Raw genomic sequence first — 15,315 nt, 5'->3', positions numbered from 1 at the left:
GGTCTTCCCGCGTCCTCCGGGACGCCGTCACCACCGGCCCCCATCCGCTCCCGCACCGCGCCTAGTCCCGGCCGGGGACCGCGCCACGGGCGTCCGGTTCCGCCACGGCCTCCGGTGCGGCGGTGCGGGGCAGGACGGCGAGGGCGATGAGCACGGCACCCAGCACGATCACGGCACCGATCGTCATGGCGAGCGCGTACCCGTCGTTGAGGGCTTCGAGCGTGACACGGTCTCCGGTGCGTTCGTTCGCGGCGGTGCCGAGGGCGGCCAGTCCCAGTGCGGCGCCGATCTGGCGCGTGCTGTTGAGCAGGCCGGACGCCGCGCCCGACTCGTGGGGCTCGACACCCGCGGTGGCGAGGGAGACCGCCGGCGCGAGGCAGAGTCCGATGCCGATGCTGGCGATGATCGACGGGCCCAGGATGTCGCCGGTGAAGGAGCCGTCGGCGCTGATCATGCCGAACCAGGCGAACCCGGCCGCGGTGAGCACGCCGCCCACGATCAGGATGTTCCGGGGGGCGACCTTGAGGCCGAACTTGATGGCGAGGACGGAGCCGATGATCACGCCGATCGCGAACGGCAGGAACTCCAGACCGGACTTGGCCGGGCCGGTGCCCAGTACGCGCTGCAGGTAGAGGGAGACGAAGTAGAAGGCCGAGGCCATGCCGCCGCCGAGGAACAGGATGAAGGCGTTGGCGCCGGCGACGGAGCGGTTGGTGAACAGGCCGAGCCGGATCAGCGGGTCGCGGGAGGTGGTCTTCTCGACGTAGACGAACGCGCCCAGCAGCAGGACGGCGACGGTCAGGGTGGTCAGGGTCTGCGAGGAGGTCCACGGGTGCTGGTCGGTGCGGACCACGCCGAACACGAGCAGGCTCATGCCCGCTGTGGCGAGGACGGCACCGAGCACGTCGGGGCGTCCGCGGCGGGTGGAAGGTCCGTCGGGGGCGACGCGCCAGGCCAGGGCCAGGGCGACGGCAGCCATGGGCACGTTGACGAACATGACCCATTCCCAGCCCGCGTACTCGGTGAGCAGGCCGCCGATGAGGACGCCGAAGGCACCGCCGGCGGCGTTCATCGCGCTCCACACGCCGAAGGCCTTCACGCGTTCCTTGCCGGAGGGGAAGGTCGCGGTCAGCAGGGCCAGCGCGGCCGGCGCGAGGGCCGCGGCACCGACACCCTGCACGGCGCGGGCGGCCACCAGGTGGCCGGGTTCGGTGGCGAAGCCGCCGACCAGGGAGGCGAGGCCGAACACCGGGAGGCCGAGCATCATGAGCCGCTTGTGGCCGAACAGGTCGGCGATCTTGCCGCCCAGCAGGAGCAGTCCGCCGAAGGTGAGGGCGTAGGCATGGATCACCCAGGTCAGGCCCACCTCGCTGAAGCCGAGGCTGGTCCTGATCTCCGGCAGTCCCACGTTCACGACCGACAGGTCGAGGGACACCATGAACTGGACGACGGCCACCGCGGCAAGGGTGAGCCCTGGACGGGCGTCCCGGCTGGTGACGGTCGATCCGCTAGTTAAGTCCGTGTTTGTCACAGCAAGCCAGTCCTCTGCGCTCTCGTATCAGTAGAGTTTCCGAACTCGTTCTGAAATTAACACCGCGCCCGCCCCGCTGTCGAGCGACGAGGAATCGGAGATAGTTCGAAAATGCTTCGGAGAGGGACTGGCCACGGCGTTCGGCTAGGGCATGATGGGACGATGTCTCCCAACACACCCCACGGCCGCGTCGGCCGACCCCCCGTCACATCGCGCACGCAGATCCTGACCGCGGCACGCCGGCTCATCGACCGAGACGGGTGGGACAAACTGACCATCCGCCGGCTGGCGGCCGAGATCGGCATCGGGGCGACGACCCTCTACCACCACGTCCGCGACAAGGAGGACCTGCTCCTGCTGCTGATCCGCGAGTACGCCGAGCAGATCCCGCAGCCCGAGCTGCCGCCCGAGCCGCGCGAGCGCATCATCACGGCCGCCGCGGCGATCCACGACTCGCTCGCGGCGTGGCCGTGGGCCGCGGAGGTCCTCACCACCGACGGCTTCATCGCCCGGCTCGGCGACTCGGCCCTGTGGCTGGTCGAAGCCATCCTGTCCGGAGCCGTCGAGCACGGCTGCACCCCGGAACAGTCCGTGTACGTCTTCCGCAGCATCTGGTACTACACGGTCGGCGAGATCCTCGTCCGCGCGCACTCCGCCCGTGCGCAGGCGGTCGACGAGCTGCCCACCGCCGCGGACTTCGCGCACCTCGGCGACACGTCCCAACTGCCGCGTCTGGCAGCGCTCAGCGAGCAGTGGATCAAGCTGGCCACGCAGGACACCTTCACCCTCGGACTCCGCGCCTTCACGGACGGACTCCTGGCCCAGTCCACCTCGGTGACGCCACAGCCACAGGCCGGGTGACCGGCGCGGCTGACCCAGCACGGCCGAACCGTCCCGGCGCCGCACCGCCGGCACCGGCCGTACCGGGCGAGCCGCGGACCCGGAACCCGGGCCCGCCGCACCGCACTTCCACGCCCCCGTCAGCCGAGACGGGCACGGGCCAGCCAGTGGTGGTCGCGAGGCGGGCACAAGCGGGCCGGCGGGGTGGGGAGCCAGGGGCAGGCGCCTTCGGCGAGGGCGTGCAGGGTGTACGCCTCCGCCTGCCAGCCGTGTCGGCGCAGGAAGCCGCCGAAGTCGTCCAGGCCCAGCCGGAAGGCGGACCCGCGGGACTCCATGAAGGCCAGGAAGCTCTCGTTCGCCGGGTCGGTGAAGTAGTCGGCGTGCGGGGCGTCGACGAGCAGGACCGAGCCGGAGGCGGACATCTCCCGGATGCGCGCGATCAGTTGGGTGAAGTGGTCGAGCCGGAGGTACGGGAGCAGGCCTTCGACGATCCAGACCGTGGGTGCGTGCGGATCGTGGCCGGCGGAGTGCAGCTCTCCGGGCCAGGTGTCGTGGCGCAGGTCGGCGCTCAGGCCGATGCGCCGGCATGACGGCCGGTCGCGTACAGGATCCAGCAGCGCTTCCTTGGCTGCGAGTTGGCCCGGCAGGTCGACCTCGAAGAACGTGGTGCGGGCAGGGAGGCCGAGGCGCCAGGCACGGGTGTCGCCGCCCGCCGCGAGGCAGACCACCTGGGTGATCCCGTCGGCGACGCTCCGGGCCAGGGCGATGTCGCCGAACCGGCCCCGTACGATCACCGATCCGACCGTGCCACCGGCGGCCAGCGCCTCGTCCGCCATCGCCCGCGACCTCGGCGTGCTCAGCAGCTCCGCATGACGGTCCACCAGGTAGGGGTCGGGACGGTCGTTCTCGATGGCCCTGATCACCGCGGTGATGAAGCCGGTTTCCTTGACGGCCTCGGACGCCGTGTCCTGCCGGTCTGTGTCTGTCACTTCTCTGCTCCACGTCGGCGGACGGACAGTGAGGGCCTCGAGTTGACCCATTCCTGGTCGAATTTCCCGGTCTCGGCATAGCCGCGGGAGATCTCGGCGAGTTCCTCCTCGCCGAAGACCTCCCGTACGTCGGCGAAGCCGCCGGGGGCCCGGTGATGGGCCAGGGTGATGACCCGCTCCGGGCCCAGGGAGCGGTTGCTCCGCTGGAGTTCCGTCATCTGGGGCCGGCGTTCCTCCTCGTACGCCCGCAGGGCCGCGCCGGGCTCGGAGTGCCGGGCGAGGTGCGCGGCGAGCACGCGCGCGTCGATGACGGACTGGGTGGCCCCGTTGGATCCGGCGGGGTACATGGCGTGGGCGGCGTCGCCCAGCAGCGTCACGTGGCCGGACGTCCATCGCGGGAGGGGGTCCCTGTCGGCCATCGGGTGGCGGTGCACCTCCGGGGTGTCCCGGAGGAGGCGGGCCAGGTCCACTCCGGGGGGCGACCAGCCGCCGAAGTGCCGCAGCACCGGCGTCCGCCCGTCCGTTCCGTCCGCGTCCGTGTCCGTGTCCGTGTCCGCGTCCGGGAGGGCGGCCACCCAGTTGATCAGGGTCCGGCCGGTGCTCCTGTCCGTTTCGATCGGGTACAGGACGAGCCGCCGCCGGTCGTCCCCCAGGACGGCCATCGAGCTTCCCGTCAGGAACGGGTCTCCCCAGGCGGTTCCCCGGAGGATGGTCATGCCGTTCGCCGGGGGCGGGCCCTCACCGGGATGGAGGGCGGCCCGCACGGCCGAGTGAATGCCGTCCGCGCCGATCAGCAGGTCCGCCCGGACGGTGCGCGGCGAGCCCGCCCGGTCTGTGAAGGTCGCGGAGGTCCCGCCGGTACCGGCGGAACCGCCGAGGCCGACGAGCCGGGCATCGGTGACGAGGGCACCGTCACCCAGGCGGCGGCGCACCTCCTCCGCCATGACCAGGACGAGGTGGGAGCGCGAGATCGAGAGCTGCGGCCAGCGGTAGCCCGCCCGCAGTCCGCGGTCCTCCCGCCAGACGAGGTTCCCGTGCGGGTTGTACATGGCCAGTTCCCGGGTGCGTACGGCCCGCCGGTCCAGCGCGTCCAGCAGGCCGAGTTCGGCGAGCTCGCGCACGGCGTTGGGCAGGATGTTCAGTCCGAAGCCGAGCGAACGGACACGGGGATCGGCCTCGTGGACGGTGACGTCGTCGAACCCTGCCGCGTGAAGACTGAGCGCGGCGGCCAGGCCGCCTATCCCGGCCCCGGCGATCGCGATCCTCATGACGTGAGGGCGGAGCCGATCACGGCGCCGTTCTCCCGGGTGAGGGTGAGGATCTCCTCCAGGAGGCCCACGCTTCCCCCGCCACTGCCCAGTTCGTAGAGCCGGACCTCCTCGTGATAGGCGCGGCGCGCCATCACCAGGTGTTTCCCGCGGAAGGCGGTGAGCGACCGGAGGGCCTGCCGCAGCCCCCTGGCGCCGGCCTGGACCGCCTCCGACCCGGACGCCGTGCACGGGTCGCAGAGCGCCTTGGCGATCCGGGAGGTGAGGGACGGCATCCGCACCCAGTCGACGTAACGTTTCTGCCAGTCGGGCAGGGTGTGCAGGGCGACCTCGCGGCAGAAGTCCAGGTACTCCGGGCTGCCGCGGTCCGACGCCCACAGCAGGAGGTCGATGAGGAAGAGCGGGATGTGCGCCGCGGCCGGGCCCATGTACGTCCGGCCGGCGATGTCCACGTCCTCGAAGAACGGCCTGAGTTCGAGGGCGAAGAACTCGGGGGTGACCGTCGCCATCACCTCGCCCATGGCCCGGTCGGCCGCCGTCACGTGCGCCGCCAGACGGGCCAGCATCTCGGCGTGGGCGGGACTGCCCGGATCCTCGTCCTGCAGGGAACAGCCCACGGCGACGGCGCGGCCCAGATGCGGAACGCACCGCCGTACGGCGTCGATGAGGCTGCGCTCCATCTGCTGTCCGCTGTACAGCCGTTCACGGTCGCCCACCGGGTTCCAGCACGTGTAGTGGTAGACCGTGTCCCGCGGGATCATCCGCGTACGCAGGCCCAGCAGCTGGAAGGACCGGGTGGCTCCGGGGACGACCTCGAAGGCGCAGACCCCGTGCCGTTTGAGGCTGCCCAGGTACATCCCGAGGTCGCGCATGGCGGCGAGGCACTCCGGCACCGTGAAGGCGGAGACCCTGTCCTCGCACGGGAGCGCCTCGCCGAGCACCCGCGTTAACGCGGCCACGTCCCCGGCCTCGTTCATCTTCGCCAGCGCCCGGAGGTCCTCGTCCAGCCTCAGCGGGTCGAGCCCTCTGACCACCTCGTTGCGTTCCTCGGACGTCACATCGATGTCAGCTTGCATGTGGATCCACTCTTCCGGTGAAGATCGACAGTCCCGTGCCGGAGGACGCGCGTCTGCGCGACGGGGGCCGGGGCGTCCGGCGCCGTGTGCGCCGACCCGCCCCGGCCCCCGCCCCCGCCCCCGCCCCCGGCCGGATCAGGCCCCGGAGGGCAGCCATCCTTCGACAAACATCTCCCGCGCTTTCGACCGCTGCAGCTTCCCACTGGTCGTCTTGGGGATGCTGTGCTTGGGCACCAGGTGGACCGCCGCGGCCCGGACACCGGTCCGGGAGCTGACGGCGGTGCCGACGGCCCGGCGCAGCTCCTCGTGCCGCTCTCTCTCCAGCTCCGTCTCGACGACCAGGTGCAGTTCCTCCGAATCGCTCCGGTCGTCCCGGTACCCGACCGCGATCACATTGCCCAGGCGCACCCCGGGCACGGTCTCCGCGGCCTGCTCGAAGTCCGACGGGAAGTAGTTGGCGCCGCGGATGATGACCAGGTCCTTGGCCCGGCTGGTGATCCGCAAGCCGCCGTCCCGAAGGTAGCCGACGTCTCCGGTCTTCCACCAGTCCGGTGCGTCCACCGACGCGGCGGTGGCCTCCGGAAGGTTGAAGTAGCCGGCCGTGCGCGAGGGGCCGCGGAACTGGATGTGGCCGATCCGGTCCTCGCCCAGGGTGTTGCCGTCGTTGTCGACGATCCGCACCTCCGTGCCGGCGACCGGCCGGCCGCAGTCGACCACCTGCAGCGCCTCCGCGCTCTCCGGGTCGACGTCGACCACCCGGCCCTCGCCGGCGGCCGCCTGCCGGTCGATGCAGTCGTACACCAGCGGCGCCTCCACCCCGGTGTTGGTGATGGCCACGGTGGCCTCGGCCATGCCGTAGCAGGGGGTGAACGCGTTCTCGGGCAGCCCCCACTTCGTGAAGCGCTCGACGAAACGCCGCACCGTGGCCGGCTGGACGGGTTCCGCGCCGCAGACCGCCACCCGCCAGGACGAAAGGTCCACGCCCTCGAGTTCCTCGTCGCGCACCCGGCCGGCGGCGTAGCCGTACGCGAAGTTGGGCGCGGCCGCGATGGCACCGCGGTGCGCGCTGACCAGCCGCAGCCACTCCCCCGGCGCCCGCAGGAAGCGCGTGGTCGGCATGAGCACCGTGCGCGACCCGACGAAGACCGGGCACAGCAGGCCCGTGATCAGGCCCATGTCGTGGTAGAGCGGCGCCCAGCTGACCACGGTGTCGGCGCGCGACCAGTCGATGGCGCTCGCCGACTGCTCGCAGTTGGCGGCCAGGTTGGCGTGCGAGATCATGACGCCCTTGGGCGTGCCGGTGGACCCGGAGGTGCACTGGATGAGTGCCAGGTCGTCACCGTCCGGCAGCCGGACGGGGTGCAGCGGCGCGTCGGCCGTCATGGCGCGGGCGAGGAGCCCGGCGCCGTGGAGCAGGTGGGTGTCGCCGAGGTGGGGGATGGCTTCGATCACCTTCGACGTGGTGATGACGGCCGCGGGCCGCAGGTATCCCACGAGGTCCTTCACCTGGCCCTCGAACCCGGCGGCACCGCCGAGGCTCATGGGGAGCGAGAGCGCCGTCGGCACGGCCCCCAGCAGTTGGGCCCCGAAGAAGGAGACGATGAACTGCGAGCCGGTGGGCAGGCAGAGCAGCACCCGGTCGCCGTGGCCGACACCGTGTTCGGCAAGGTGGGCCGCGCACCGCCGGGCGGCCTGCAGGAGTTCGTCGTAGCGGAGCGTCTCCTCCCTGCCTGGCTCCGGTACCAGGGTCACCCCGGACGCGTCGGAGCCTCGTTCTGCCTCTGCCGCCAACGCGTGCAGGATGCTGGGGAAACGCGGGCGAAGTGCGGTCATCCGATGTTCTCCTCGATAGCGCCGGTGAGCTGATCGACGATCCACGGTTGTACCGAGACATCGTCGGAGACGATGCGGGCGGGATGCAGGCCGTGCCGGACGGCCAGGTCCCTGGCGGCGAGCACGCCCGCCGAGGAGAGACCGCCGTACGAGGGGCTGGGCGTCCCGGGTTCGAGGCCGAGCAGGATCGTCTCGGCCAGGCAGGAGTAGACGATTCCCGGTGGCAGCGTGATGCCGGGGAAGCGGGGGGTCTGTCCGCCCGGGAGCCGGATGCGGCCGCCGGAGACCAGGTCCACGCCGGGCAGCCCGGCCACCGCCGGGTGCACGTCGCCGGGGACCGCGAGGTCGCAGACGAGGACCTTGCGGTCACCGGAGAGGTGGTTCGGGAGGATCACCGGGTCGGCCGAGTTGGTGGCGCTGACCACGATCGGGCAGTCGCGCAGCGCGGCCATGTCCTCGGCCACCTCGACGTCCGTCAGGTGGGAGAAGCGGTCGGCGACGGTGGCGAGCCGGCGGGCCGAACCGGGCCGGCCTACCAGGACCAGTGATTCGCAGTGCGGGGCGACGAGTTCGGCCATGACCGCGCCGATGTTGCCGATGCCGCCGACGACGCCGACGCGGCGTTCGCCCGGACCGGAGCCGGCCAGCTGCTGGAGCAGCAGGTCGTAGGCGCAGGCGGCGGTCAGCGAGTTGCCCGAGGTGACCCGGACGTCGCACTCCACCACGTCCCGTGCGGCGTTGGTGACGATCGAGGTGTGGCCCCCGAGCCCGATGACCTCGGCGCCGAGCGAGACGCCCAGTTCCACCGCGTCGAGCACGGTGCGGCTCAGCCAGGCCCGCTGCCCGGCCCGGAGTGCGGCATTGGCCTGGGCGGCGGTGAACGGCGCCGCGACCAGGATGACCTCGACCTCTCCCCCGGCCGCGGAGGTGATGCGGTGGCGGGCGACCTCGTACGGGTCGAGTTCGCCCCACATCCGGTCGAGCGCCGCCTCGCACTGCTCCTCCGTCCACGCCGAGAGTTCCGGCGCCATGGACGACAGCTTCCCGGGGACGTCCAGGTTGGCGAGGAAGGCGACGCGCCGTACGCCGGAGCGCTTGCCGCCGTGCTGAGCCGCCCGGTCGCGGCGGGGCACCGGGACGTGCTGCCGCGGCTGCCACTCGCCGGCCGGCGGTACGGTCAGGTGCTCCAGCAGGGTGGCGTAGTCGCCGCGGGACAGCAGGCCGGCGACCTCGTCGAAGGCGGCGGCGACCCGGTCCACGTCGGCCGGCTCCAGCAGCGCCGAGGGCTGGACGCGGACGGTGGTGGGGGCGGACAGCGTGGGCATGACCCGGATCCGGTGCGCGTGCAGCAGCCGGCCGGCAATGACGAAGCCGAGCGACTCGGAGTCGAAGACCCCCTGCAGCAGGGCCGATCCGGGGTTCGGCAGGGCGAACTCGATGCCCAGGAGGAGCCCGCGGCCGCGTACCTCGACGACGGCGTCCGGCCACCGTGCGGCGACCTCCGTCAGCCGGTCGCGCAGCAGCGTGCCGGTCTCGGTGATGCGGTCGCGGTAGGTCACGGAGAGGTCCAGGGCGGCCGTCGCGATCCTCGACGAGAAGTCGTCGTCGGCGAAGGTGGACGTGTGGTGGCGGCCGAAGTCCGGTACGTACCGGTCGGCGGCGACCAGCATCGCGGAGACCTTGGCGAGGCCGCCCCCGAGGGACTTCGAGAACAGGTAGTAGTCGGCGGTCACACCGGAGGTCTCGGAGGCGAGGAACGTGCCGGTGCGTCCCATGCCGCACTGGATCTCGTCGAAGACCAGCGCCGCGCCGTGCCGGTCGGCGAGCTCGCGCAGGGCGGCGAGGGTCGCGGCCGGGACCTCGTGCACCCCGGCCTCGCCCTGGACGGGTTCGGCGAAGCAGGCGGCGAGCGGGGACAGCCGGAGGACCTCGGAGTGCGGCACCCCGGCGGCGTCGACCCGGAGGGTGTGCACCGCCACGCATTCGGCGTCGAACGCGGTGGCCACCGCCTCGGGCGTCCAGTCGTGCAGGCGCAGGTGCCGCGGGCCCGGTACGTGCAGGTCCGCGGGTACGTTGCCGCCGTGCGTCAGGGTGGCGGCGCCGGCCGTCTTGCCGTGGAAGGCGTTCCGCAGGGAGGCGAAGACCGGCTCCGCCCGCCGCATCCCGGCGATCCGGTCGAGGGTCTCGGTCAGTACCTCCGCGCAGGGACGTCCTTCGGCCGGCCCGGTCGCGCAGGGGACTGCGGCCAGACCGTCGCGGCGGATCCGCCGCAGGGACACCTCGCACTCCTCCTGCAGGGCGCCGAGCCGCCGGCGGTGCTCGACCGTCGCGTGCTTGACCGCGGCCTCCACCGCGTCGGCTCCGGTGCTGCCGAGGGTGACCACGTAGCTCGATCCGGTGGTGGCGCCGACCATCGCGGACAGCCGTTCCGCCAGCTCGGCCGCTCCGGGGCGGATGCTGGCCTGGGCGTGGAACGGGGTCCGTTCGTCGAAGCAGCTGCGGGCGACGGCCAGCAGGGCCGGGTGGTTGTGGCCGAACAGCGAGGACCCCGCGCCGCCGACGAGGTCGAGGACCCGGTCGCTGCCGTCGGTGCTGTCGGTGCTGTCGGTGCTGTCTGCTCCGTGGGCTCCCCCGGCTCCGTCCGGCGTTGCCAGGGTGAGGTGGTCGCCCTGGCCGGCCGTGTAGGTCACGTCCAGGTGCAGCGCGCGGAAGAGCCGGGCGAACTCCGGCCGGGCGTACCGTGCGAAATCGGCTCGGGCGTTCACGCGTCACCGTCCCCGTGCCCGACCGTGACCGCCAGCGACGCGGTGACCTGGTCCACGACCTCGCGCAGGGTCTGCATGGAGGCCGCCTGCTCGTCCGAGATGTGCACGTCGAACCGGGACTCCATTTCGACGATCAGGTTGATCGAGCGGATGGAGTCCAGGCCGTAGTCCACCAGTGGGACGTCGTGGTTGATGTCGGGTACCTGCAGTTCTCGACGGAACAGTTCGTCGACGACCGCGAGAATGTCGTGGCTCATTGCCTTCCTTCCCCGTTCGGACGCCTTTCCTTCGGCCGGTGCGGGCTCAGAAGGAGGAGGCGCATCGCGGAGTTCAGCGCCGTATCGACACGGCGAACGAGAGATCTGCTTCCGAGCGGACCCACACCGGTACCGGTTCACCGCGGTACGACGCGGTCAACCCGGCGTCCGAGCTGCTGAGTTCGATCCGCCAGAACACGAACTCCCCGAGTGCGCCCATGCCGTTCAGGGCCTTGAAGGCGGCCTCCTTGGCGGCGAACAGATCGCGCGGGGTGTACGGCCCGGCGGACGGGAGCAGCAGGCGCCGCTCCCGCTCGCGGAGGACGAACGCGGCCGCCCGTGGACTGACGGTCGCGTTCTCGATGTCGACCCCGACCGCCGCGGCACCGGGGACCACCACGGCGACCGCCAGGTGATCGGTGTGGGAGATCGAACCGGCGAACCCGCTCGGGAAGCGCGGCCGGCCGCCGGGTTCCCTCGGCACGGTCCGCTCGGCCGACCCGGCCGCCGCCAGGGCCGCGGCGGCCGCGCGGCGGCCCGCCGTGAACTGCTCGGCCGGACCGTGGGGCCAGGGAACCGGGCGGCAGGCGACCGCCGTCTCCGGTGCCACGCCCGCGGGGAGTTCCAGTTCGACCGCCACGGTACGTCCCGCCCTGCCGGGGCCGTCAGCCGCGCAGCGCCAGGACGTGGCCCGCGAGGGAGTCGATGGAACGCAGTACCTCCGGCTGGACGTCGTCGTCCCATTCAAACCCGAACGCGTCCTCCATCGCCACCAGCAGACTGACCAGTCCGGTGGAGGGCAGTCCGGCCTCGCGCAGGGACACGGAGTCCGGGATGCCGTCGGCGAAGCGGTCCCCGCCGAACAGCTCGACCAGGAGGTCGCGGATCCGCTGCCGGACCTCGGTGTCAGTCACGCGCTTCCACTTCTTCGATGAGCTTGTGGATGACCGCCTCGAAGCCGTCGGGGTCGTCGAGGAAGGGCACGTGGCCGGCGTTCGGGACGAGTTCCAGGCGGCCGTCGGGGAACAGGGCGGCCACGTCCCGGCCGCGCCCCGGGCTCAGCAGGATGTCGTCGTCGCCGAGGTAGATCACCGTCGGTGCGGTGACGCGGGTCAGCAGCTCGGGGTCGGTGTCGCCGGTCTGGACGAGGGAGAGGCCGTTCGCCAGCTCCTCGGGGGTGGACATGGCCATGAAGCTCTCGCGGAACCCGAGGAAGGCCGGCGTGCCGCCCTCCTCGTTCATCTGTCCGCTGATCACCTCGGCGTAGATCTGGCTGTACAGCGCGGCCATGCCGTGGTTCTGCAGCGTCAGCAGCCAGGACTTGTTCAGCTGCCGGTGGCGCCGGAAGCCGCGGAGGCCGTAGACGGGGCCAGCCAGCACCAGGCCCTTGACCCGGTCGGGGTGGGCCAGCGCCACGTCCCGGGCTATCTGGGTGGAGGCGGAGGTGGCGACCAGGTAGGCCGATTCGATGCCCAGGCCGTCGAGGAGGCCGATCACGTCCGCCGCGTGCTCTTCCCAGGTGGGCTCGCGGTCGAGGCGGGTGGAGCGGCCGTGGTTGGCGAGGTCGTAGCTCACGACCCGGTGGTTCTGGATGAGCGACTGGGTGTGGGACCGCCAGAACGGGGCGGTGATGAAGAAGTTGTTGAGGGTGAGGACCGTGGTGTCGCCCTCGCCGTGGGACTCGTAGTAGAGCTCGACGCCGTCCCGGGTGCGGATGCGCTCCGTGTCCTCCAGGTAGGTCAGGTCGTAGGGGCTCTGTGGCGCTTCGGTGTCCGTCATTGTCCTCGTCCTTCGCTAGTTCTTGACCTCGGTGGAACCCGGGAGCACGCCCGCGAAGCGGGCGACGACCTCGGCGGCCGGTGTCCGGGCGGGGATCGCGCCGCAGGAGAGGCCGCAGTACAGCGCCATCTCCTCGATCCGGCCGGTGGTGGCTTCGGTGGGAACCGCCGCGCTGAACCGCGGCACCAGGTACGGCTTGCCCTCGACCACCGTCTTGCCGATGAACTTCTTCGGCTGTGCCGGGTCGGCGGTCACGGGCGTGGAGAGGACCCGGTGCCGCCGGCCCGGCCAGCCGATCTCGTAGACGTCGGTGATCACGGTGTCGCTCTCGGCGGCCGCGGTCACCAGTGTCTTGAAGCGTTCGTGGGCCCGTGATTCGTGCGCGACGACGAAGGCGGTGCCGAGCAGTACGCCGTCCGCGCCGGCCTCGACGGCCCGGGCCGCCTCCTCGGGCGATCCGATGCCTCCGGAAGCGGCGATGCACGCCGCGGGCAGCTTGGCGCGGAGCCCGGCGACCAGCTCGTCACGCGTGGACGTGCCGAGCAGGTGGCCGCCGGCCTCGATGCCCTGGGCCACCACCACGGCGCCCAGGTCGGCAGCGTGGACGCCGTCCTCGACGGTCCCGACCTGCACCACCAGGTGCCGGCCGGCGGCGGCGACCCGGTCGAACACCCTGTCGTCGGGCATGCCGAAGAGGGATACGTACACGTGCCGCGGTGTCTCTTCGAGCACCTGCGCCAGCTGGCGGTCGAGCTCTTCCGGGCCGACCACCTCGGGGATCAGGTTGATGCCCACGGGCCGGTCGGTGCCCGTGGCCAGCCGGTCGAGCATGGCCGACAGCGCGCCGCCGGAGAGCTTGTAGCCGCCCGCGCAGCCCGCCGCGCCGGCGTTGGACACCGCGCAGGCCAGCTCCGCGCCGGCGACACCGCCCATGCCCGACTGCAGCAGGCCCACGTCCAGGCCCAGCACCGCCGCCAGTGTGGGGCGCATCAGCTCAGGCTCTCGACCGCGGACAGGGCGGCCTCGGCGCTGCCGAACCGCTCGGTGAGGGTGTGCACCCACCGCTCCAGGCCGAAGGCGAGGCAGCTGGTGTGTGCCGTGGTGTCGCCGGCCTCGATGGAGCACCGCTCGCCGAAGAAGTTCCGGTGGTAGTTGACCGAGCCGATGGACAGGCCGCCCACGATGAACTCTTCCTTCACCGGGAACAGCCGCTGCATCTTCGCCTTGCCGCTGTTCTTGTCGAAGAACGGGTCGGTGGCGACCTCGATCTTCATGTCCAGGCCGAGTTCGGCGCAGAGGGCGGTGACGGCGTCCTTGGCGCGGAGCAGGTGGTCCTTCGTCCGGTCCTCGGGGCCGATGCAGACGATCTCCCGCATGGAGAAGCCGAGCAGCCGCTGCAGGCCCCGGTAGTGGTCCTCGTTGCGGAAGCAGGTGCCGACCGTGGTCACCATGGTGCCCTCTTCGGGCAGCTTGGAGCCGGCCAGGTCGACGTAGACCGAGTAGCAGGCGGCCGAGGGGAGCGCGAACGCGGTCGGCTCCATCACCTCGGTGGGCATCCGGTCCACGGGCCGGGACGCCCCGCCCAGCAGGCCGCCCAGGCGCTCCGGGTCGAGCCGGGTCGCGGTGAGCCCGAGGTGCGGGAAGTTGTCGTAGTAGTCGAAGGTGTCGAGGTCCTGACACCGCATCAGGAACGGGTAGCGGAACTCCGGCGCGTCCCAGCCCTCGGCCAGGCGCAGGAACACCGCGTCGGTGGCCCGGAGCAGCTTGAGCTGGGTGCCGCCCAGAACTCCGAGGCCGTTGTCGGTCGCTGTGGTCATCTGGCCGGCTCCTTCTTGAAGAATCGTGCTTCCAGCGCGTCGAGGGTGCGGAAGTCGTCCAGGTCCAGGTCTTCCGGGTCGATCGGCTCCCCGGTCAGCTCCTCCAGCAGGAAGATGAACTCCACGAAGGCCAGGGAGTTGATGGCACGGCTGTCGATCAGGTCCAGGTCGTCGGCCAGTTGCCCGAGTCTGGGGTTGCGGCCGGTGATGAACTCGCGGACCGCCTGCATCGGTTCGGTCGTCACTTGATCACCTCACGGCCCACGCCGGACTTGGACAGGAATTTCCGGGTCCGCTTCAGCACCTGGTCGTGGGCCTCGATCCGGGCCGGGTGCTCCAGCGCGCGACGGCGCAGGGCCAGCGGGTCCGGGATGCCGGCGTCGCGGTAGGCGGCCGGGTTGTAGAGGGTGCCGATGCTGTACTGCAGGTAGTTCTCCAGGTACTCGGCGACCACCGGCACCTCGGCCGGGTCCCGCTTCTCCACCTGGCCGAGCAGGTTGGTGAAGATCATCCGGCCGAACGCGACGTGCCGGCTCTCGTCCTGGTGGTGGACGCGGTTGATCTCTCGGGCGATGTGCGGCAGCGACTCGTCCGTCGCCATGTGCGCGTTGTAGTAGTCGACGATCTCCTCGAAGATGAGGATGCGCGCGAACACGATCAGCTCGCGGGCCACCGGCGAGAGGTGGTCGACGGAGTCGGCCTTCAGCGTGGGCTGCGCCGGGTAGAGCTTGCCGCCGTAGCGCAGGCAGAACTGCGCGAAGAACCACATGTGCTCGTTCTCCTCACCGATGAAGTGGTGGAGGAATTCCGAGACGTCGGCGTAGGTCCGCTCGTGGATGCGCATCACGACTTCGCTCATCAGCTCGCGGATGCCGTGGATGTTGAGGCTGAAGAAGTTGATCGCCTCGTACCTGGTCAGCGCGATCTGCTGTTCGCGCGTCAGCTCGTCCCACATCGGGGTGCCGGCCAGCGTGGTCAGGCTCTCGCTCATCCACGGCAGGTCGGGCTCGATCTTCTCGGGCCAGTCGAACATCGTGTACGGGTTGTAGTAACCCGACTCGGCCAGCTGCTCCAGCCGGTTCAGCTCCAGCACGACCGGTTCGATCTCACGTACCGCCATCTTGACTCATCCTTCCAAACGAGAGTGGCTCGAGAATTCA

At 71.3% G+C, this 15,315-nt stretch carries 15 protein-coding genes; 1 reads left to right on the top strand and 14 read right to left on the bottom strand.

Annotation, left to right across the window (positions count from 1 at the left end; all coding sequences use genetic code 11):
• Positions 1 to 61: 61 nt before the first annotated feature.
• Positions 62 to 1,456 (bottom strand): MFS transporter, encoded by a 1,395-nt coding sequence (locus ACGFQ9_RS14265; protein WP_393574050.1) that lies wholly within the window; start codon positions 1,454 to 1,456, stop codon positions 62 to 64.
• Between the two features lie 237 nt (positions 1,457 to 1,693).
• On the opposite strand from ACGFQ9_RS14265, the gene ACGFQ9_RS14260 reads away from it, so the two are divergent.
• A complete protein-coding gene (locus ACGFQ9_RS14260) occupies positions 1,694 to 2,392 on the top strand; it encodes a TetR/AcrR family transcriptional regulator (protein WP_393574049.1) in 699 nt (232 codons plus the stop codon).
• Between the two features lie 119 nt (positions 2,393 to 2,511).
• Here the strand turns inward: ACGFQ9_RS14260 and ACGFQ9_RS14255 are convergent, their stop codons facing one another.
• The 13 genes from ACGFQ9_RS14255 to ACGFQ9_RS14195 all read right to left on the bottom strand — a co-directional run bounded on the left by ACGFQ9_RS14255 (position 2,512) and on the right by ACGFQ9_RS14195 (position 15,275).
• The gene (locus ACGFQ9_RS14255; protein WP_393574048.1) at positions 2,512 to 3,360 is read right to left on the bottom strand and encodes an SAM-dependent methyltransferase; all 849 of its coding nucleotides are present in this window, start codon (positions 3,358 to 3,360) and stop codon (positions 2,512 to 2,514) included.
• Positions 3,357 to 4,628, bottom strand: coding sequence for an FAD-dependent monooxygenase (locus tag ACGFQ9_RS14250; RefSeq protein ID WP_393574047.1), 1,272 nt, complete (start codon positions 4,626 to 4,628; stop codon positions 3,357 to 3,359). Before ACGFQ9_RS14250 ends, ACGFQ9_RS14255 begins: the two co-directional genes overlap by 4 nt.
• Positions 4,625 to 5,704 (bottom strand): monodechloroaminopyrrolnitrin synthase PrnB family protein, encoded by a 1,080-nt coding sequence (locus tag ACGFQ9_RS14245; RefSeq protein ID WP_393574046.1) that lies wholly within the window; start codon positions 5,702 to 5,704, stop codon positions 4,625 to 4,627. Before ACGFQ9_RS14245 ends, ACGFQ9_RS14250 begins: the two co-directional genes overlap by 4 nt.
• A 135-nt stretch (positions 5,705 to 5,839) precedes the next feature.
• Positions 5,840 to 7,537, bottom strand: coding sequence for a fatty acyl-AMP ligase (locus ACGFQ9_RS14240; protein WP_393574045.1), 1,698 nt, complete (start codon positions 7,535 to 7,537; stop codon positions 5,840 to 5,842).
• Complete coding sequence (locus tag ACGFQ9_RS14235; RefSeq protein WP_393574044.1) at positions 7,534 to 10,302, bottom strand: aminotransferase class III-fold pyridoxal phosphate-dependent enzyme; 2,769 nt, start codon at positions 10,300 to 10,302, stop codon at positions 7,534 to 7,536. The genes ACGFQ9_RS14240 and ACGFQ9_RS14235 overlap by 4 nt, the downstream gene beginning before the upstream one ends.
• A complete protein-coding gene (locus ACGFQ9_RS14230; RefSeq protein WP_393574043.1) occupies positions 10,299 to 10,559 on the bottom strand; it encodes an acyl carrier protein in 261 nt (86 codons plus the stop codon). Before ACGFQ9_RS14230 ends, ACGFQ9_RS14235 begins: the two co-directional genes overlap by 4 nt.
• A 73-nt stretch (positions 10,560 to 10,632) precedes the next feature.
• Complete coding sequence (locus ACGFQ9_RS14225; RefSeq protein WP_393574042.1) at positions 10,633 to 11,199, bottom strand: 4'-phosphopantetheinyl transferase superfamily protein; 567 nt, start codon at positions 11,197 to 11,199, stop codon at positions 10,633 to 10,635.
• A gap of 25 nt (positions 11,200 to 11,224) precedes the next feature.
• Positions 11,225 to 11,473, bottom strand: coding sequence for a hypothetical protein (locus tag ACGFQ9_RS14220; protein ID WP_393574041.1), 249 nt, complete (start codon positions 11,471 to 11,473; stop codon positions 11,225 to 11,227).
• The gene (locus ACGFQ9_RS14215; RefSeq protein ID WP_393574040.1) at positions 11,466 to 12,338 is read right to left on the bottom strand and encodes an alpha/beta fold hydrolase; all 873 of its coding nucleotides are present in this window, start codon (positions 12,336 to 12,338) and stop codon (positions 11,466 to 11,468) included. The genes ACGFQ9_RS14220 and ACGFQ9_RS14215 overlap by 8 nt, the downstream gene beginning before the upstream one ends.
• A gap of 15 nt (positions 12,339 to 12,353) precedes the next feature.
• Positions 12,354 to 13,328, bottom strand: coding sequence for an NAD(P)H-dependent flavin oxidoreductase (locus tag ACGFQ9_RS14210; protein WP_393574039.1), 975 nt, complete (start codon positions 13,326 to 13,328; stop codon positions 12,354 to 12,356).
• Complete coding sequence (locus ACGFQ9_RS14205) at positions 13,328 to 14,155, bottom strand: aminoacyl--tRNA ligase-related protein (protein ID WP_393574038.1); 828 nt, start codon at positions 14,153 to 14,155, stop codon at positions 13,328 to 13,330. The genes ACGFQ9_RS14210 and ACGFQ9_RS14205 overlap by 1 nt, the downstream gene beginning before the upstream one ends.
• Positions 14,152 to 14,400 carry an acyl carrier protein gene (locus ACGFQ9_RS14200; RefSeq protein WP_393574037.1) on the bottom strand — a complete coding sequence of 83 codons (249 nt, stop codon included), beginning with the start codon at positions 14,398 to 14,400 and terminating at the stop codon, positions 14,152 to 14,154. The genes ACGFQ9_RS14205 and ACGFQ9_RS14200 overlap by 4 nt, the downstream gene beginning before the upstream one ends.
• Positions 14,397 to 15,275, bottom strand: coding sequence for a diiron oxygenase (locus ACGFQ9_RS14195; protein ID WP_393574036.1), 879 nt, complete (start codon positions 15,273 to 15,275; stop codon positions 14,397 to 14,399). Before ACGFQ9_RS14195 ends, ACGFQ9_RS14200 begins: the two co-directional genes overlap by 4 nt.
• Between the last annotated feature and the right edge of the window lie 40 nt (positions 15,276 to 15,315).

This window comes from Streptomyces sp. NPDC048603 (assembly GCF_043199475.1).
Lineage (GTDB): Bacteria > Actinomycetota > Actinomycetes > Streptomycetales > Streptomycetaceae > Streptomyces.
Note: the sequence above shows the minus strand (reverse complement) of the source record. Positions and strands in the feature narration are given on the sequence as shown.